Here is an 18,215-nt window from a genome sequence, read left to right as displayed (position 1 = left end):
ATTTCATCTAAGAAGCTTTTGGAAATTTTTAAAACGATTCTTATATTGATAAAAAGAATAAAATAAACAATAGTCTTATTATATGGATAAATCAGAACATAATACTATGGATTAAGTTACGAACGATTGTCAGTTTAAAACTGAATGTTTTAGACTGACATTATTCCAATGTAACTTGGTATAATGTATATTATGTAAACTAGAATAAAAAAATTCATCTTCATTTAATAACAATTTATCTATCTCAGGTTCAGACATTCCTTGTTCCTTTAAATAACAGTAATGTTGCTTTATTAAAGCATCTTTCTCAAAAGTAATGACTTCCGAGCGTTTTAAACCTCTTGAACATAAATAGCTTTTACGACCGATTAAACGTTTATCTTGCATATCTTTAGTCATGTACTTAGATATATACGCACCGACATTATCAACATGCTCAATCGATTTAAGATCAACAAAACCTTGTTTCCAATAGTGATTTTTAAAATATACTTCACTTTTTCTGATTTCAGTTTCAGAAAAGCCTTTGATAAATGGATAATTTATTAACAAGTGATAATGAATTGCACCACGTTTTTGAAATTCTCTAACTCCAACGTAATGCAATTTACCGTAGTCCTTTCGAAGTTTTCGAATGAACTGCTTTACTTTTTCATCATAGTAATCAATATCGTCCGAATTCTTTGCAACGGTTAACGTAACAAACGTGCTTTTGTTATTCGGGAAGTTATTGATTGCAAGCCTTCTGAGCGTGTTTCTAGCGTCTCTTAATGTCTGAGCCAACCGCGCTTCTTTTCTGTCGTATTCTGATATACCTTGCTGTAATCTTTCAATTTCTCTTTTTTCCTTGTTAAGAGCTGGGTCAAGGTCTAGCAATTCTTCAATAAACATCTGAGCAAGCTCATTTTGTCCATTTGCCATGAAATTGCAGACCGAATCAAAAAGTTCTCGCCTTTTTTCAGTCAAACGTTCATAAGGATTAATAGGTGTGTTGTCCATTTCATAGACTTCTAAAACGTCACCAGAACGGATAATTTTATAATACATATAAAACCCCATTCCCAAGCGTCTAATTCCACTTTTTTACTCTAACTCCGTGCTACAATCAAGTTAGAAGAAAAGTCCTAAAAACTCCAAGTAGCACCCTTAATAACACCTAAGAAAACAAGTAGCATAGCAACTATAATAAGAATTGCTGCTAGGTATAAACTAAACTTACTTTTGCCCTTTTTTGAAAAAGGATCTTTCCTTATCCTGCCACTTGTAACGATAAACTGTAAAATTAAAATCAGTGTAATTAATAAAATAGCTTCTAACGCAAAACCAACCTTAAGTAAATCACTTTCCACAATCGTCATTATTGACCTCCAAAAATTTTCCGAATTTTCATATCATTTCTAACTAATTCATCAATAATGGTGGCAATATATACTTTACCGTTAACCTGTTTTTCTTGTTCTTTTGCACGCTTTCCAAGATATTCATAGACTTCAGGATCAAATGTTACAGTTTTTCTTACTTTATCTTTTGCAATAGTCAACTTCTCACCTCCTAGTACAACACCACTATAGGTAAGAGTGTAGCACCTAGAAAAATCAAACACAAGACATTAATGACTATTTTTATTAATTATAGATTATATAGGTTATTTTCAAACCGAGGTTTGAACGCCCCACCTCGGCGTCTCCGGTAGATGATTCATAAAAATAAGGATAAGCCCCTCCTTATTTTGACAAATCATGAATTTATCGTTTTTCATAGATTGCTACGCCTGCGATCACCATAATCATTACAACCGTCCAATAGCAACAAAATTCATAAAATTGCATTACTTAACCCTCCTAAAAGCGAACGAATTCTATTACCTGGATTAAATTTTGTTCGTATTATTAATAATTTAACCAGTTGAAAGAAAGAAGATCTCACAAGGTTTACTGTGAAATTTCCGAACGATTGAAAAAGGCTTGTATTACCTTTTCATCTTCTTCTACACGGGTATCTAAAGAATCGATCACAGCATAACTATCATATGATTCTCGAATTTCATCGGTTTGAATAAAATTCTTTTTTCTCCAGCAAATCATTTTATTTTTCTTATCAGGATTAGCAATAAAATACTCATACTCAATTGGGTCATAGTATCTTTCAAAAGTCCAACGTCCCCAAACTGTTTTACAGGATACAACTTCAAACGTTTGCTCCCTAATAGCTTTTGCAACCCTCGTGAAAACTTGGCTAGTTGCTAGTATTTTTATTCCTTGTTTACGCTGTTGCGTAATCGTTCGTAAAATTGTGATCGGGAATGATCTCGTTTGATTATCAAAATCGTTTTGAATTTCATCCCATCCGATCACTACACCACAATACCCATTTTCACGAGCTATTTTGGCGATCGTAGGCAATTCAGCTAAGCTAGTTAATGCAAAATCTTCGTCTTTATATCCAAAATTTGTAGCAATCAATAGCTTCGAATATTGTTCTCTATAATTAATCAAATCTTTAACCATTGACATAGTTTTCCCAGACCCTTGTACGCCAGAATACAGCCTTAATCCATACTCGTTGAAAGGCTTTTTTCCTTCTTTTAGTAATTGATAATATCTATATAGATCAATGAACTTCCATTTAATGAATTTTAGTAATTTCATCGAATAATACCTCCCTTAAAAAACTTTTTTTGGCAGAGTTTAAATATACTTTTAAATAAGCGAGCTGACACTCGCGCGTCCGCGAGCCTCAGCTCCTGCTTAATTTATAAAGGGAATTTTTTTAACTATCGCCATAAAAATATTTTTTAAGAATACGAAATTATCTCGAATGACAACTACTGAAATTATCATTAAAATCACTTTTACGTCGATCAAAATATCTATATATCTGAAAAATTTCCCTAACTCGCCAATGTAACCAAGATTAAAATCGAAATCGAATGACGGTATCAATCCTATAATGAAATCAATGACACCGAAAAGTAGATCAAACAATAACTCTATTATCATTCGATCACCTCGCCCCTAGAATGAAACCAATGATACATGTCAATTAAGAAGCCTAGTAAGACAAATCCAGTGACAAAACCTCTGATATAAGGTGCAAAATCGTTTAACTTTGAAAAAGGCAATTTTACTTCTCCTTCAAACATGCCGTTTAAATCAAAGTTTTGGTCTTCAACTTTTGCTTGACCACCAAACAAACTCTTAAAACTATCAATCCAACCAAAAATAAATGGAAATTTTGATTTTATAGTTTCTCCTGTTGAATCAAACTTTTTTTGCATGAAATCTAAATTTTCAGGAACTATCAAATGAATTATTTTGTCTAATAAATTTTCAAGGAAAGATAAGACTTCCTTCAAAGCCCTAGTAACTTCATTGATTGCAGTTTCCAAAACACTTCCTAAAGTTTTAATTGCCGTTTCAAGAATGCTGCCAATAGTTTGAATTAATTCCCTAATCCAACCACTGCTATCTTCAGTTCCAATCTTTTCATAGATATCAGCTAACCATGAGATAATAAATTGGGCATACAGTTCAACTGTTTTAAAATGTTCTTCCTGCAAAGCTAGATATCTAATAATTGTGCTCAAATTTGTATTAATCACATTTTGTGACGACAAGAGATAAACTAGATCATTGTGAATAGTATCTAATTGTCCATGTTGCATTTGCAACCAATCGGAAACTACTTTCAATAGCTTATTTGTCGTATTTTGGCTTTCTAAGAAGATTACAAACCATTCAGTCATTAACTCCTTAGTTTCTTCAAAACCAGCCACAATTGAATATCTGAGACGATAAATAGCACTCTCTTTATCGTTCATATCAAAATAATGTTTCATGATTAAAGCAAAATGCGATCTTGACTCTTGAAATTGATTTTTAAACAGTCTTACTGCTTTTCCGTCTTTCTCGCTAATTGAACCACCGTCATAGTGTTCAGCGTCCCATAAGCCGACATTATCGCTACTAGCTTTCACTATCGCAGCGACCACTCCTAAAAGTTCTGCTTTTAACTTATCAATAGATTCCTGTTGGGCATTATGAAGCTGATATAGCTGTAAAATACTAGCTGAATGACCTGTTAATAATGCAGAATGAGAATCAAGCGAATCCTGTTGGGTATTGTGAAGCTGATATAACTGGGAAATTTGAGCCTGATTTGTATTCAATTTTTCAGTGTGACTATTTATAAGTTTAGAATGCGAATCAAGTGATCCCTGTTGCAAATTATGGAGTTGATACAATTCACTTATTTTTGAACCAGCAGAATTTAATGATTCCGAATGACGTTCCAGAATTGCTTGGTGTTCATTTCTTAATTGATACAGTTGATTAATCGAATTAGTATGTTTGCCAAGTACAACGCCCTGATCATCATTCAAACGGTACAATTCACTAATTTTTAGACCAGCAGAATTTAATGATTCCGAATGACGTTCCAGAATTGCTTGGTGTTCATTTCTTAATTGATACAGTTGATTGATTGAATTAGTATGTCTGCCAAGCACAGCGCCCTGATCATTTATTAAACCGTATATCTGTTTTATATTTGCACTGTGACTATCAAGAGAAGTCTGTTGTGTATTATGCAATCGATATAATTCATTTGTCCGTTCTAATACTAAATTCTGAATTATTTCAGTGGTACTTAAACGTGAATTAATCCGATCAATTCGATCATTCGCATGGTTAATCCCATCTGTCGCTGATCTCTTGTTAGCATCAACCTTTAAAATCAGTAAATTAAAATCAGACTTCAATAGATTTAATTTTGATTCCAGATTGGTTAAACGATCGTTTACAGTATCAGCAAATGCTACTATTCCGATTGAGTCTTTTTCTTCATTTGTGGTATCTTGTTTTTCAGGAACTGAATCGTTGGTATCTTGATCTTTTTCCCTGTTATCACTTGAATTAGCAACTTGATTATCGCTAGAAACGCTAATAGAATCGCTAAATCTATCAGAACCGCTGTCATTGATTGTAGTGATACCATCAGCAGAGCTAGAATCGGCGTAAACACGTAGACTAGAACTGCTAAGATAAAGAATAAAAAAACTGTACCGATTACTTTAATGACTTTTTTTATTGTCATATCTTTCCTTCCTTTCATAAAAAAAGACTAGGCTATGATAAGCCTAGCCTTTAACATTTAACCTTTTACAGCTTTTTTCGCAAATCTTCGAACGAAGAAAATTGCCCCACCAAACGCGGCAATAACTACACCCGCCACAATAATCGCTCCAGCATTACTAGACATAATTCCTGTTACTCCATTAACAAACCAATTAATTTGATCACTCAAATCAATCGTTGGAAATGCTGGCATTGTAGAACCAACAACGAGATAATTCATTGAAAATCCTCCTCTATTTTTTATCTGAATATTTTATTTGTTATCTTGGAACTTATAAAGCGGCCAAATATTAACAATGCATAGGCGCCAATGCACAAGATAAATCCAGCGAACGCTAGCGTTCCAAGCGAAAAAGAGTTTTCTTGAAACAATACAGTATCGTCTTGATATCCAATCATAGTCTGAAGGTTTTCATTTACAGATTTAATCTCTGTTAAAACATCTTCCTCTGATTCCGACGTTTCTAACTTCGTTACTGCTTCATTGGTCTTTTTCAACTCTTTGACCAATTCTTCATGTCTTTGCTTCTCAAGAAGCTTATCCGCTTCCTGTTGAGCTCGATTTTCTTCTAGGGACTCAGCCGTTTTAACAGCCTGCTCGGAATCTAAGGTGACTTGCTCGGAATCTTTTGTGGCTTGTGCTTCTTTATCCTTTAAACGATCATCTTCACGAGCTTTAATTAAGGAAAATAATTCATATGCATTTTTGTTCAAGGTTTTTAGCTCATTTAGAATCTCGTTGTCTAGGCTTTCTGAGGTTGCTGATGTTTCGCTTCCGTCCATTTGTGTACCCCCATGAGCTGTGGAACATTGTTAAAACCACGTTTTGTCATTTGTAAGGTAATTACTACTTTTTCATTTACCTCTAGCGGTGGTAATTGGATACCGTCACCAATAAAATACTCAAAATTCTCATATTTTGCAGGATCAGCAACAATTAATACTTGGTAGGGGTGTCCTGCTTTACTCATTCCTTGACGAACTCCTAAATAGATTAAATCTGTGTCATTTGTAAACATTCTCATTCATCCTCTTTTCTCTTGATTTGTTTAATGATCGGAACTGCTTTTCTGCCACGCATTGTAAGGTGAATCTCCAAAATAATTTTTTCATATTTTCTAAATTTAGGAATTTCAATAAAACGATTAATAACAAAGGTTAGTTCCCTCTTTGTCTCACAATCTTGAACCGTAATCATTCGATATATACGATCATGCATATTTCTTTCAATCAAACTCAAGAACTTAAATTCAGAAACAGAAATAAACATAGATTATCTCCTTTTGATCATCTGAAAATAAACACGCGCATGGTTATTTCGTAATCAGGATAACAAAAAAAGCCTGCCGTAGCAAGCTTATAAAAACGCGCATAATTAAATTTAAGAATCTTTTTTTTCGATTTCAGACAATTTTTGAATGATTGCCTTTTCTAATAGTTGACTTAAGTTTATATTGAACCGTTTTGCTTCTTCTTTTAAATCTTGTCTAATAGTAACGTTTGTATTCATACGTTTTATCTCCAGTTTTTTTCTACCCATAAATAACATGCCCCCTTAAAAATAAAATACGTTTTTGATTAAGACATATTATAACACAGGCTAAAAAGTCGTGGGCGAGTCGACTTTACAAACACCAAACATTTTTATATAATCCTATTGTCTAGATAGGTTATATTCTTTGTAGGATATTTTCCCTAGGTATTCGGATTCGTAAGAATTTTCGAATACCTTTTTTGTGTTGCTTGACAGGTCTAAACCATTGATTGCATGTATATTATGTAAACTAAAATAAAAAATTTAACTTCACTTAATAACATCTTATTAATCTCCTGTTCTGGTAATCTTCACGCTCTTAAATATCAACAATGTTGCTTTTTCAGAGCATCTTTCTCAAAATTAATGACTTCCAAGCGTTTTAACGGAGACGATTTTCAGTCTCCGTTGTTTATTTTTTAACTTACAGTGTTTGTCGTTTACGATTGGTTTTCTTGCAGCATCTTAGAAATATTTGTATATCCAAGTTCATCTGCGTAATCTTTCGCTGTTTTACCATAATTATCTATAATATTAGGATCAGCGCCATGCTTCAATAGTTCTGCGACAATATTTTGATAAACTTGTGAACCATCTCTTAACGCAACTGCTTCGATCAACGCTGTATAACCATAATCATTCTGGTGATTAATATTTGTATGTCCATCATTTAATAGCAGCTTTACATTATCCAGATGGCCTTTTTCAGCTGCTGGTATCAATGCATTTCCGCCAAAGCGATTAGTTATCGACTGATCTGGCGTGCTATGAGCCAACATGTATGTTAAGATTTCTGTCCTGCCTTCTGCACCCGCGTATAAATATGGACTATCCTCGATATTGTCTTGTTGATTGACATTTGCTCCAGCGTTGATCAATTTCTTAGCTATTTCAATTTGGTTGTTGTGAACCGCAATCAATAGTGGTGTTTCGCCCTTTTCGTTCACTTCATCGATCGAATATGTTTTTGCTTTCAGAATTTCGGTTACTTTTGCTGAATCATTTGATGAAACTGCTTGGATTAAAGCGCCTGGAGCAATAGTTCTATTTTTATTCTCCTGTGTTTGTTTTGTGCTAGACGCTTCTGTGCTGGCGCTGGCTCCAGTTGAAACTTCAGTAAGCGTTCTTTTTTCAGAGTTTTTTGACGGAGTGACAGCTTCATTAGTCACCGGCTTTGATTGACAACCGCCCAAAATAAATAAGAAAAATAATACAGCAATTATTTTTTCATGTTTACCCTCCTCTATATTTATAGCTCGATTTCCACTAGAACCATCTCTTGTACTAAGTATTATTTCTGCACATTATACCATCAAGGACAGATTTCATTGTCTTAAGTGCTTCTGATTTAAATACGTGTAGCTGTCTGTTTATTAAGAATTATTAATATTCGGATTAAAATCTTATCTAGATATTGGTATATCAGCATTTTTACTTTATGTCAGTTTGACCTTCATCTAAAAAACCGATAAACTATTGAAGGATATGGAAAATAAATCTAAGGAGCATGAAAATGTCTCATTTAAAAAAATATAGTAGTTTTATCAAAACACGAATTGGTTTTTTCAGTCTGCTGATTGCTTTGCTTTGGCTGAAAAATATGTTTGCATATATTGTTGACTTTCATTTAGGCATCCAAAGTCCTATGCAATTATTTATTTTAATCATTAATCCTTTAAGCGTTTCAATGCTGCTGCTTAGCATTGGTCTATTCATCAAACGCTCCAAAGCTGCTTATGGAACATTATTTATTATTTATGCCTTATTGACGATTTGGCTCTTTTCAAATGCCGTCTATTATCGCGAGTTTACTGATTTTATTACGATCAACACAATGCTTGGAGCTGGTCAAGTTTCAACTGGATTAGGCGAAAGCGCTGTAAGATTATTTCGCTGGTATGATGTTTTTTATATTGTCGACCTGTTTCTTTTGCCTGCTTTATTATTCAAAAAGAAAATTGCTGTTGATAATAAGTATCCCCGCTTTCGTCAAGCTGCCGCCTTGTCTGCTCTATCACTTTTGATCGGCAGCGGAAATATTTTTTTGGCGGAGATTGATCGTTCCGGCTTATTGAGCCGGCAATTTTCCCGTGAGTATCTAGTGAAATATTTAGGGGTAAATGCCTTTACGTTATATGATAGTTACCAAACCTATCAAAATAACCAAATTCGAGCGGAAGCAAGTCCGAATGATCTAAAAGAAGTGGAAAGTTACGTTAAAGATCATTATGCGCAGCCAAACGATTCCATGTTTGGCATTGCCAAAGGAAAAAATGTTGTCTATATTCATTTAGAAAGCTTCCAGCAATTTTTGATCGATTACCAATTAACTGATGAGAATGGTGTGAACCATACCGTAACTCCGTTTCTAAATGACTTGTATCACGGAGAAAGTACCTATAGCTTTGATAACTTTTTCCATCAGGTAAAAGCTGGTAAAACTTCTGATGCTGAAACATTGATGGAAAATTCCCTGTTTGGCTTGAACCAAGGGGCGCTGTTTACTCAGATGGGCGATAAAAATACCTTTGAAGCCGCACCAAATATTTTGAAGCAAAAAGCTGGCTATACATCAGCCGTGTTCCATGGTCATTCAGCTTCGTTCTGGAATCGGGATAAAACATATAAACATCTAGGTTTTGAATATTTCTTTGATTCGTCTTATTATGACATCAATGATGATAACTCGTTTCAATATGGGATGCATGACAAACCATTCCTAAATCAATCTGTCCAATACTTGGAACATCTGCAGCAGCCTTTTTATGCGAAGTTCATTACTGTATCGAACCATTATCCTTATTCTCGTTTTAAAAATGAAGAGGATGGATTCCCCGTGGCAAATACAAAGGATGAAACAATTAACGGTTACTTTGCGACAGCCAATTATTTAGATACTGCATTAAAAGAATTTTTTGATTATATGAAAGCTAGCGGTCTTTATGACAACTCCGTCTTTGTACTATACGGCGATCACTACGGCATCTCTAACACACGTAATAAGGAGTTAGCCCCATTGCTGGGTAAGGATTCCGACTCTTGGACTGATTATGACAATGCTCAATTACAGCGGGTTCCTTTCATGATTCATGTCCCTGGTGCAACAAACGGCGGAATCAACCATACCTACGGCGGACAAGTCGACGCCCTTCCTACTCTATTACATTTGTTAGGTATCGATTCAAAGAAATATTTGCAGCTTGGACAAGATTTGTTCTCATCGGAACATAAACAGGTTGTTGCTTTTCGAGATGGCGATTTTGTTACTCCGCAATATACTTTCTATGGCGGTAAAATGTATGATAATCTGACAGCCCAAGTTATCAGCGAACCAACACCTGAACAGGAGCAATTCTTCATTGAATTAAATCAAGAGGTCGACCAGCAATTGATCACTTCTGACAAAATTACAAATGGGGACCTCCTCAGATACTATCAGGATAGTGGATTAGACACGATCAACCCAAGCTCCTTTGACTATCGTGATCAAAAGGCTCGACTAGAAGAAATTGAACGACAAAAAGGGTCACAGTCTTCAAGTTTATATAGCGAGAATAATCAAAAATCAACCGTTGGATTATATAAGACGAAGACCTATCAGCAATATGAATAAAACGAAACCTCCCCCAGTTTTTCTGACTGGAGGAGTTTTTTTAATCTTGTCTTCTTTGCATTGCTTCTTTTCTTAGCTTACGTTGTGCCTTTTTTGAACCGCGATCAATGTCTCTACGTTCTTTACGTGTGTGGAAGTCTTCAAATAGATTGTCCAAGTCATAATCGGCTGGATAAAGCTCAGTTGCTCGATATTCAAGCTTGATTCGACGTTTAGGAACCTCAAGAAAGGCATCCTCAAGGAAAACAGTCACCTTGTCGCTGAAGGGAATTTCTTGATAGATCAGCGCAGACTTTTGCTGCTCAAGCAAAAAGACTTTGTCCCCTTTATAATAGGTCATTTCAACAGCTGCTGTGGTAGGCTTTGGTACTCTCTTCTTAAAAATTTTTTTCTCAACGCTATAGTTGCGATCCGTGAAATAATTCTGCGCTTTGGCAATAATTTGATCCGAAATCGCCATTTTCTTCGCAATCCACAGCGCATTGCTTTCACCAGTTTGCCCGATCATTAACCGATATTTTGGCGTTAGATGTTCTGCATCAAAGTCCATTGCTGCAGTAATGAAATCCGGATGCTGTTCTGCAAATCGTTTGATTTCACCATAATGCGTCGTAGTAATCAAAATACTGCCTTTTTGATAAAACTCTTCCATAATCGCAATCGCTAAGGCTGCTCCTTCATTTGGTTCAGTCCCGCTGCCTAATTCATCTAATAAAATCAAACTGTTCTTATGCGTTTGTCGAAGAATCTCAGAGATATTTTGCATATGACCAGAAAAAGTACTTAGAGCATTTTCGATACTTTGAGCATCTCCGATATCCACAAAGATCTGGTCAAAGATCGCAATTTCAGTTCCCTCCTTAGCAGGAATCTGTAAACCGATCATTGTCATTAAACTCATAAGTGCAACAGTTTTTAATACAACGGTCTTTCCGCCAGCGTTTGGTCCAGTGATAGTTAATCCACGATAGTCTTCACCAACAGTTAAATCCAATGGCACTGCATTGTTGATCAGTGGATGAGTCGCTGATACCAGATGGATATAGCCATCTGCATTTATTTTCGGCGTGACTCCCTTTAGCTCGCGGCTGAATTTTCCACGTGCAAAGATATGATCAAATTCGGCAATGATCTCAATATTTTGTTGGATCAACGGCAAGGCTTCTGCTAATAGTCCTGTCAACGTCGCTAAAATTTGATAAACTTCTGATTCCTCAACCATTTTGTGGTAAGTCAATTGCTCATTCCAACGACTCACGCTACTAGGTTCAATGTAAGCGGTCGTTCCTTTACTGGAAAGCTCAACGATCGTCCCTTTGATCTGCTTCTTATAAGCTGATTTAATCGGTACAGTAAAAATATCATTACGTTTTGTTATGATCGCCTCTTGCAATTTTTCTTTATTTTGTCTAATAAATTTTTTCAGTAATTCTTGGATCTTGTCTTGTGTTTCTGCGATATCCCGCCGCGCTCGTCGTAGTTCTCGACTGGCATCATCAATAATTCTTCCATTGCGAACAACCTGATAAATTTCCTCTTCAATTTCATTGAAGTCGTTTAATCCTTGTCCATAACGATTCAATAAAGGAGCAATACTTTGGTTCTTCTCAAAAAATTGTCTAATCAGACGTAGGCTGCGTAAAAAGTCCGCATATTCTAAAAGCTCCTGTGGAGTCAATACAAATCCTTTTTCCAATTGATTGGTTATATGTTCGATACTTTGCAGCCCCATAAACGGAACGTGAAGATTGCTATCAAGCAGATGCTTCGCCTCAGTCGTCTCAGTCAGTCTTTTTTCTACTACTGATAATTTTGAATGCGGCTGAGTATTGGCGATAAGCTTTTTACCAAAACTGCTGATTGCATAGCTGCTAAGTTGTTGTTTAATTTCATTAAATTGTGTTTTTGTAAATGTTTCGTTATTCATGGTCTCTTCCTTTCGTTATGAAAAGATACCTATCGAGGCCGGGGGAACTTAACAAAAATATCGTGATCGCAGTTGCTTCAGATATACTAAGACTACGAAAAATTTAACCGACAAAAAAAGCTGTGAAGATTCCTTCTTCACAGCTTGAATGATCATTTCATCAGCTTTGATAGGCATCTAATTTGGCATGCGAAATAAACCTGTACAAACAGTCATTTTTTCGCTATCAAGTTACTCCAAATTAAATAACTACACTCACCAAGACACCTCATAAATTTTGTTAAGTTTCCTTGTTAATAGTCTAACGTGACATTTAACGTTTGTCAAATCTGTCAAACAACTTATGCAATCGCAGCAGGTACCGGTTTGATTCCATCATTGATGAAATACACTTGATACCAAGTTAAGAAAGTATAAATCGTCCAGATTTTCCGACGACCATCTGCTGTTCCGGCAAAGTTATCATCCAGTAGCTTCACGATCTTCTCTTGATCGAAGAATTCCTTAACAAATTCTTGTGTGAACACTTCGCGAACGATGTGGTAGTACTTTTCTTCACGCAACCAATCCTTGATCGGCACTGGGAAACCAAGTTTTTCTCGATTATACCATTCCTCTGGTAAATGACGGGCCGCAGCTTGGCGGAACGCGAATTTTGTATTTTCTGCGTTGATCAAATATTTTGTTGGTACGATTTCAGAGACCTTCATCATCTCTTTGTCTAGTAATGGTACACGAACTTCTAAAGAATTAGCCATAGCCAATTTATCGGCTTTCAATAAGATATCTTTAGGCATCCATTGATGCATATCTAAATATTGCATTTTTTTGATTTCAGACATATCCTGAACTTTTTCATAATGAACATCAACAATATCTTTGATTGTTGGACTTTGTTGGTATTCAGGTTGTAAATAATCGACAGCTTCATCCTCTTCAAAGACTTTTGCTTGGCCAATAAAGAATTCTTCAGCTGGAGCTAATGACGTATACAAATGCAAAGCACCCTTGAATGATTTTCCCTTCAATCCTTTTGCGATTGAGTAACGCATATTTTTAGGCAATTTCTTCAAGCCTTCCGCTACAACTTTGACGGCTTTTGATTTCGTATTCATACCATATGCTTGGTAACCAGCAAATAATTCGTCAGCACCTTCTCCACTCAATGCGACCCTTACATCACGGCTAGCAAGTTCTGTTAAGAAATATAATGGCACACAAGAAGGGTTAGAATCAGGTTCATCTAAATGATATTGAATCAGCGGAAAATATTCGAATGCTTCATCACCTGTAACCACACGAGAGGTATTATTAAGATCGATTAAATCGGCTAATTTCTTTGCTTCGATTGATTCATTGTAAGTCTTGTCACCAAACCCAATCGAATAAGAATGCTCCGGACGTAAAACAGCTGTTACATAACTTGAATCCACACCAGAAGACAAGAATGAACCAACTTCAACATCGGCGATTCGGTGAGCTTCTACAGATTTCAAAACCGTGTCATCAATCAAATCAACCGTTTCTTCTAAAGTCATCGTTGTTTCTTGTTCTTTGACATCCCAGTATTGCTGGATATCTAAATTCCCATCTTTGTAAATGAAATAATGCCCTTCTTTGATTCGGTAAACATTTTTAAAGAAGGTTTCATCTAACGCTGAATATTGGAAAGTCATATAAGGCTTCAAGGCTTCCTTGTTCAATTCTTTCACAAAATTAGGATGTTGCAGGAAGCTTTTAATCTCTGAACCGTACATAAAAGTACCATTCATTATCGTATAATATAGCGGTTTGATCCCAAAATGATCACGTGCACCGAATAATTCTTGTTTTTCCGTATCCCAAATCACAAAGGCAAACATCCCGCGAATTTTTTGCAATAGCTCAATGCCATACTCTTCATAGCCATGCAATAAAACTTCGGTATCGGCATGAGTCGTAAAAATATGTCCTTTTGCAATCAAATCTTCACGAATACTTTGATAATTATAAATTTCTCCATTAAAGGTAATGATTTTTGTTCCATCTTCGTTTTTGATAGGCTGCGTACCGCCTTCAAGGTCAATGATACTTAATCGGCGAAATCCTAATGCAGCACCTTCATCAATAAATTGTCCTGCACTGTTTGGTCCGCGATGAACAATCGTATCCATCATATTTTTAACAATTTGTTCTTTTTGCGTTGTATTTGAACGATCAATAAATCCTACAATTCCACACACACTATCTACCCTCTTTCAAACATGGTAAATGATACTCTTTCATATCAACTTTCAAAGTATATCATAGGATTTGCGGACTTTCACGAGTGAACGTGATTTCCTATGAAAAAAGCCTAAAAATTTAATTTTTTTCAAAGGGATATTCGTAATAATCGGCAAAATAATTGGAGAAAAAAAAACATTTACAACAACAAGCGTTGCATCTTAATTGATGCAACGCTTGTTGTTTCATTCTTACTCATCAGTAATTGTCAACGGAACTAAGAAAGGATAGCTGCCGAAGAACTCGATTAATGATTTGTTTTTGCGATCTGTATTCAATTTCAAGCTGCTCGTTTGATCCTTAAGATTTTGATTGATCGTTACCGTTTGATTGCCATCTAATGCTACCAGATAGCTATTTTCATCAACCTTTTTAAAATCATAATTATCATTATCCATCGCAGTGATGAAAATCTTATCTAATACTTCTACCGGTGTTTTGTGATGAAGGTCTATCGCTAGATCAAGCGGTTGACTATTATCCAAAAGATTTTCATCAAAATCAAAGCCCAAATCCTTCATATGAGCCATGACGTCATTCATTTCACGGCTGAACATTGAATTTTGTCCACTCGTATAAATGTGTTTGTTGTAGCAATCCTTCAATAAGGTTAAGACTGCATCGTTTAAAACCGTCACCTTCATTGTTTCAGGATAAACTTCCATCAGTTTGATTTTCTCACTGCGAAATTTACCATCAGAGGTCGGCATCATAAAGCTGAAATTGATTTCATTTGTACTAGTCAATCGATAGGAAAGATTAAAGTGTTTACTTTCCCAAGTCGAAAATTCATTGGTTGAAAGGTGCAGATCATGATTTTGTAATGGTTTGATCAACTCAAAAGTAAAATATTCTAATAGCGCACCCTTGGCAATCGCTGAGGCCGACATTTCCTCTTTAATAAAAATCTTCTTGAAGTAATCCAACAATGTTGGAAAATCAGATTCCATCAAGACTTTTCTAAATTTCAGATCAGCGATTTCTTTTTCCGCATCATCAATTAAACTCAATAAATCTTGATAGTTCTCTTCACGGTTATCATAGTAATTTAAAGAGGAGTCGCTGACAGGCTTCGTTTGAGGCACAGACTTAAAGGCTTCATTTGACTCTTCTGTTGATTCATCGGGGTGAAGAATCTCTTTTTCACGAATATTCAAGCCTGGTTCTTCTGAATCGACCAAAGTATCATAAATTTGATTGATCTTATTCTTTTCTTCAGTCATTATTCCGCCCCCCTAGTTAGAAAATCCTTGATAAAAATCTCAAGCGCGGTATCCATTTCTTCCAAACCGCCAAAACGCTTGTTGATTAATCGAAGCTCTTTTGTGGCAATCGCTTGCTCTAACGAGAGACTGGCAATTCGATTTGCTAATTCAATTTTTTGCGATTCGCCAGATAATTGATCGCCAACAAAAGGTGTCCACTGACTCCGCTGCTGCTTCAACTCTTTTAGCTTACTATCGATCACTTCGATCTCTTCTTCGACTTTTTTACGGTTCATAAAGCTTTTCGTTTCTTCCAACTCAGCTTTAAGTTTTTCTTGATGAGCAATTTTTCCATTGAGCTCCCGTAATTCGGACTGAGCAGCAATTGTCTTCGCATCAAAGTCATCCTGTTGATTTTGAAGCTCTGCTAACTGTTCCTTATACCCATCCTTCAGAGCCTTTTCCCATTGCTCACGAATTTCAGGTAATATTTTTATCGTCGGTTGTGTTGCATCAACCTGTAAGACCGCGCGGTCCCTATAATAACTGCCGATCTGATAATTTATCAAAATTGGTGAAACGACATCACGCATGATCATAAATGGGAACGTCCTCTGTATTTCTTGATCCAACTTACTTGTCAAGAAATTATCGATCTCATGATTCGCATTGCTGGATTGTTGGATCGAGGCCGGCAATTCATTCCAGTAGATTTGGTAAACATCGCCCATTCGCTCTGCTTTCATTGCCTCTTCTAACCGTCTGATCTGCCCCATCAACCCACCTAACACATCGGAAGCAGATTCTTTCACTGAATCAAATGATGTTTCAGTTTGAAGTTCTTCCTGTTTTTCTGGAGTCTCCATCTAAGACCCTCCTTTATTTTTTTGATTAATTATATAATAAATATTACCATAATTATTCTTGAACCAATTCAAACAAGAAAATAATCTAATTTTATCCTTTAGAATTGGAACCCACTTCTCTATTTTACCCTAGCAGGCTCGTAATGATAAGCATAAACTGTTAAGGATACTAAAAAAAGATTGTGTCAAACTTAAAAAATGACACAATCTTTTTAATTATTTTGCTGCTCCGCCAAAGAAATCTTTGATTTGCTGCCATAGATTTGCGAAGAAACCTTGATTGTCTTCCAACGTTCCTTTGAGAGAATCGCCGAATTTACCGAGCTGATCAGAAACTTTATTAACTGTTCCTTTGAAATCGTTGCTGATCTTGTCTAACTGCTCAATGGATTCTTTATCTAACACACCATCTGTTGTTTGATACTTTTGCCCCAAAGCCACTAATTTATTGATATCGTCTTTCGTAACATATTGTGATAAATTATTCTTTTCTAGTGCATCATTAACGATTTTTTCCACATCTTCTTTAGTAGCCAACTCTCCTTGCTTTTCCTTCAGCTCAGCCAAGTCTTTCTTAATATCAACCAATGTTTGATTCAATTGCGCTTTATAAGCCTCATCTGCCTTTTCTTTTTCACTGTCAGATAGATTTTGGTTTTGACTTTGCTCATTAGCTTTATTTACGACCGATTGAGACACATCTGAGGTAGTGTCTAGTTCTGTTTGTGCCAATTGCGCCCGTTGAGGATCAACAGTTTCACCATTAGATTCAAAAGCCTTGTATACACCAGTCAAAGCGCTCTCGCCTGTTACTTTCACCACACTAGCAACCTTAACCGTTGCATCAGTGATACCAGCTGTAACTAAAGGATTCTTGTATTGATCTGCGGTAATCTGGGTGATGTTTTGAGGAGTCAATATTTTTACATTGATTCCCTTTCCTTGATCTTCCCGATTTACGACGACCGAGCTCAACATAACACTGTCATCTCCACTGCCATACCCTAAATACTTTACAAGATCAGCCCCAGTCGCTTGCTCCATTTTCACGCTATCCTGGTTGATTCCCAATTTATCCATCGTTTCATTTAATTGCTGCTGATTCAATCCAGCTCCAGCGACAAATGTAGGCTTCCCCCAACGTTCATTGATTGCTCCATCATCAGAATCTGCATGGACCTTCGTTTGATTAATCAGTCCAGTACCTATAGAAAGGCCTAAACCTGCTAATAATATATATTTATGAAGTTTCATCTTATTGCCTCCTGTACATTGATATATACATTTTAGCTGATTTATCTTTTTTTGCTTACTAAGATCCCTCTTCTTTAAACAATTATTTACTAAGCTAAGAATCTCTTAACCTTTTTCTCAGTCTTAAGTAGGTGGCAAAGTTTGATATGCTATGCCTTTTACAAAAAAAGACCTCCCAGCATATTTCGCTGAGAAGCCTATTAAGAATTACTTTTCCTTTGTTGTAAAATGAATCTTATCTTGGTCATCACGTTCCAAGTAAGTCGTTTCCTTTAAATAATTAAAATGTAATTCCTTGATACTGGAATCCTCCAGCATTTTTTCGTAGCCTTCAAAAATTGCTCGAATATATTGCTTATAAGCCTGCTTTTTTCGTTGTCGCTTGTTCATAAGACACCGTCCTTCTTGGATATCTT

Annotated in this window: 19 protein-coding genes; 1 reads left to right on the top strand and 18 read right to left on the bottom strand. The window is 35.8% G+C overall.

The window, feature by feature from the left end:
* Positions 1-129: 129 nt before the first annotated feature.
* The 12 genes from JZO85_RS16670 to JZO85_RS16615 all read right to left on the bottom strand — a co-directional run bounded on the left by JZO85_RS16670 (position 130) and on the right by JZO85_RS16615 (position 7,838).
* Positions 130-1,047: a rolling circle replication-associated protein gene (locus JZO85_RS16670; RefSeq protein ID WP_207109648.1), complete on the bottom strand. Its 918-nt coding sequence runs from the start codon at positions 1,045-1,047 to the stop codon at positions 130-132.
* A 77-nt stretch (positions 1,048-1,124) separates the two neighbouring features.
* Entirely contained in the window at positions 1,125-1,358 is a 234-nt protein-coding gene (locus tag JZO85_RS16665) for a hypothetical protein (RefSeq protein ID WP_207109647.1), read from the bottom strand.
* Positions 1,358-1,540, bottom strand: coding sequence for a hypothetical protein (locus tag JZO85_RS16660; RefSeq protein ID WP_207109646.1), 183 nt, complete (start codon positions 1,538-1,540; stop codon positions 1,358-1,360). The genes JZO85_RS16665 and JZO85_RS16660 overlap by 1 nt, the downstream gene beginning before the upstream one ends.
* Before the next feature lie 391 nt (positions 1,541-1,931).
* A complete protein-coding gene (locus JZO85_RS16655; protein WP_207109645.1) occupies positions 1,932-2,648 on the bottom strand; it encodes an ATPase in 717 nt (238 codons plus the stop codon).
* A 347-nt stretch (positions 2,649-2,995) separates the two neighbouring features.
* Positions 2,996-4,759 (bottom strand): coiled-coil domain-containing protein, encoded by a 1,764-nt coding sequence (locus tag JZO85_RS16650; protein ID WP_207109644.1) that lies wholly within the window; start codon positions 4,757-4,759, stop codon positions 2,996-2,998.
* A gap of 59 nt (positions 4,760-4,818) precedes the next feature.
* Positions 4,819-5,094 carry a hypothetical protein gene (locus JZO85_RS16645; RefSeq protein WP_207109643.1) on the bottom strand — a complete coding sequence of 92 codons (276 nt, stop codon included), beginning with the start codon at positions 5,092-5,094 and terminating at the stop codon, positions 4,819-4,821.
* Positions 5,095-5,151: 57 nt separating this feature from the next.
* Positions 5,152-5,355, bottom strand: a complete 204-nt coding sequence (locus tag JZO85_RS16640; RefSeq protein WP_207109642.1) for a hypothetical protein — start codon at positions 5,353-5,355, stop codon at positions 5,152-5,154.
* A gap of 20 nt (positions 5,356-5,375) precedes the next feature.
* On the bottom strand, positions 5,376-5,918 hold the full coding sequence (locus JZO85_RS16635; RefSeq protein WP_207109641.1) for a hypothetical protein: 543 nt from the start codon (positions 5,916-5,918) through the stop codon (positions 5,376-5,378).
* Entirely contained in the window at positions 5,879-6,154 is a 276-nt protein-coding gene (locus JZO85_RS16630; RefSeq protein ID WP_207109640.1) for a hypothetical protein, read from the bottom strand. Before JZO85_RS16630 ends, JZO85_RS16635 begins: the two co-directional genes overlap by 40 nt.
* 2 nt (positions 6,155-6,156) lie before the next feature.
* A complete protein-coding gene (locus JZO85_RS16625) occupies positions 6,157-6,405 on the bottom strand; it encodes a hypothetical protein (protein WP_207109639.1) in 249 nt (82 codons plus the stop codon).
* A gap of 111 nt (positions 6,406-6,516) precedes the next feature.
* Positions 6,517-6,675 carry a type II toxin-antitoxin system CcdA family antitoxin gene (locus JZO85_RS16620; protein ID WP_207109638.1) on the bottom strand — a complete coding sequence of 53 codons (159 nt, stop codon included), beginning with the start codon at positions 6,673-6,675 and terminating at the stop codon, positions 6,517-6,519.
* 434 nt (positions 6,676-7,109) lie between these two features.
* A complete protein-coding gene (locus tag JZO85_RS16615) occupies positions 7,110-7,838 on the bottom strand; it encodes an ankyrin repeat domain-containing protein (RefSeq protein ID WP_347401804.1) in 729 nt (242 codons plus the stop codon).
* Between the two features lie 344 nt (positions 7,839-8,182).
* Between JZO85_RS16615 and JZO85_RS16610 the strand changes: the two genes are divergently transcribed.
* A complete protein-coding gene (locus tag JZO85_RS16610; protein ID WP_207109637.1) occupies positions 8,183-10,282 on the top strand; it encodes an LTA synthase family protein in 2,100 nt (699 codons plus the stop codon).
* 40 nt (positions 10,283-10,322) lie between these two features.
* Here the strand turns inward: JZO85_RS16610 and JZO85_RS16605 are convergent, their stop codons facing one another.
* From JZO85_RS16605 to JZO85_RS16580, 6 genes are all read right to left on the bottom strand, one after another.
* Positions 10,323-12,209 carry an endonuclease MutS2 gene (locus JZO85_RS16605; RefSeq protein WP_207109636.1) on the bottom strand — a complete coding sequence of 629 codons (1,887 nt, stop codon included), beginning with the start codon at positions 12,207-12,209 and terminating at the stop codon, positions 10,323-10,325.
* A 341-nt stretch (positions 12,210-12,550) separates the two neighbouring features.
* The gene (gene asnB / locus JZO85_RS16600; protein WP_207109635.1) at positions 12,551-14,431 is read right to left on the bottom strand and encodes an asparagine synthase (glutamine-hydrolyzing); all 1,881 of its coding nucleotides are present in this window, start codon (positions 14,429-14,431) and stop codon (positions 12,551-12,553) included.
* 234 nt (positions 14,432-14,665) lie between these two features.
* Positions 14,666-15,697, bottom strand: coding sequence for a hypothetical protein (locus tag JZO85_RS16595; protein WP_207109634.1), 1,032 nt, complete (start codon positions 15,695-15,697; stop codon positions 14,666-14,668).
* The gene (locus JZO85_RS16590) at positions 15,697-16,545 is read right to left on the bottom strand and encodes a hypothetical protein (RefSeq protein ID WP_207109633.1); all 849 of its coding nucleotides are present in this window, start codon (positions 16,543-16,545) and stop codon (positions 15,697-15,699) included. Before JZO85_RS16590 ends, JZO85_RS16595 begins: the two co-directional genes overlap by 1 nt.
* 216 nt (positions 16,546-16,761) lie before the next feature.
* Positions 16,762-17,799 carry a DUF1002 domain-containing protein gene (locus JZO85_RS16585; protein WP_207109632.1) on the bottom strand — a complete coding sequence of 346 codons (1,038 nt, stop codon included), beginning with the start codon at positions 17,797-17,799 and terminating at the stop codon, positions 16,762-16,764.
* A 207-nt stretch (positions 17,800-18,006) separates the two neighbouring features.
* On the bottom strand, positions 18,007-18,189 hold the full coding sequence (locus tag JZO85_RS16580; RefSeq protein WP_010744869.1) for a hypothetical protein: 183 nt from the start codon (positions 18,187-18,189) through the stop codon (positions 18,007-18,009).
* Positions 18,190-18,215: the final 26 nt, after the last annotated feature.

The sequence above is a fragment of the Candidatus Enterococcus murrayae genome (assembly GCF_017315985.1).
Classification (GTDB): Bacteria; Bacillota; Bacilli; order Lactobacillales; family Enterococcaceae; genus Enterococcus_A; species Enterococcus_A murrayae.
Note: the sequence above shows the minus strand (reverse complement) of the source record. Positions and strands in the feature narration are given on the sequence as shown.

Bases quoted from the DNA above. Each gene is read 5' to 3' on its own strand.
- JZO85_RS16580 (WP_010744869.1), bottom strand. From the start codon at position 18,189: ATGAACAAGCGACAACGAAAAAAGCAGGCTTATAAGCAATATATTCGA.
- JZO85_RS16630 (WP_207109640.1), bottom strand. From the start codon at position 6,154: ATGTTTACAAATGACACAGATTTAATCTATTTAGGAGTTCGTCAAGGA.
- JZO85_RS16610 (WP_207109637.1), top strand. From the start codon at position 8,183: ATGTCTCATTTAAAAAAATATAGTAGTTTTATCAAAACACGAATTGGT.
- JZO85_RS16665 (WP_207109647.1), bottom strand. From the start codon at position 1,358: ATGACGATTGTGGAAAGTGATTTACTTAAGGTTGGTTTTGCGTTAGAA.
- JZO85_RS16670 (WP_207109648.1), bottom strand. From the start codon at position 1,047: ATGTATTATAAAATTATCCGTTCTGGTGACGTTTTAGAAGTCTATGAA.
- JZO85_RS16635 (WP_207109641.1), bottom strand. From the start codon at position 5,918: ATGGACGGAAGCGAAACATCAGCAACCTCAGAAAGCCTAGACAACGAG.
- JZO85_RS16605 (WP_207109636.1), bottom strand. From the start codon at position 12,209: ATGAATAACGAAACATTTACAAAAACACAATTTAATGAAATTAAACAA.
- JZO85_RS16645 (WP_207109643.1), bottom strand. From the start codon at position 5,094: ATGACAATAAAAAAAGTCATTAAAGTAATCGGTACAGTTTTTTTATTC.
- JZO85_RS16625 (WP_207109639.1), bottom strand. From the start codon at position 6,405: ATGTTTATTTCTGTTTCTGAATTTAAGTTCTTGAGTTTGATTGAAAGA.
- JZO85_RS16585 (WP_207109632.1), bottom strand. From the start codon at position 17,799: ATGAAACTTCATAAATATATATTATTAGCAGGTTTAGGCCTTTCTATA.
- JZO85_RS16595 (WP_207109634.1), bottom strand. From the start codon at position 15,697: ATGACTGAAGAAAAGAATAAGATCAATCAAATTTATGATACTTTGGTC.
- JZO85_RS16655 (WP_207109645.1), bottom strand. From the start codon at position 2,648: ATGAAATTACTAAAATTCATTAAATGGAAGTTCATTGATCTATATAGA.
- JZO85_RS16590 (WP_207109633.1), bottom strand. From the start codon at position 16,545: ATGGAGACTCCAGAAAAACAGGAAGAACTTCAAACTGAAACATCATTT.
- JZO85_RS16620 (WP_207109638.1), bottom strand. From the start codon at position 6,675: ATGGGTAGAAAAAAACTGGAGATAAAACGTATGAATACAAACGTTACT.
- JZO85_RS16640 (WP_207109642.1), bottom strand. From the start codon at position 5,355: ATGAATTATCTCGTTGTTGGTTCTACAATGCCAGCATTTCCAACGATT.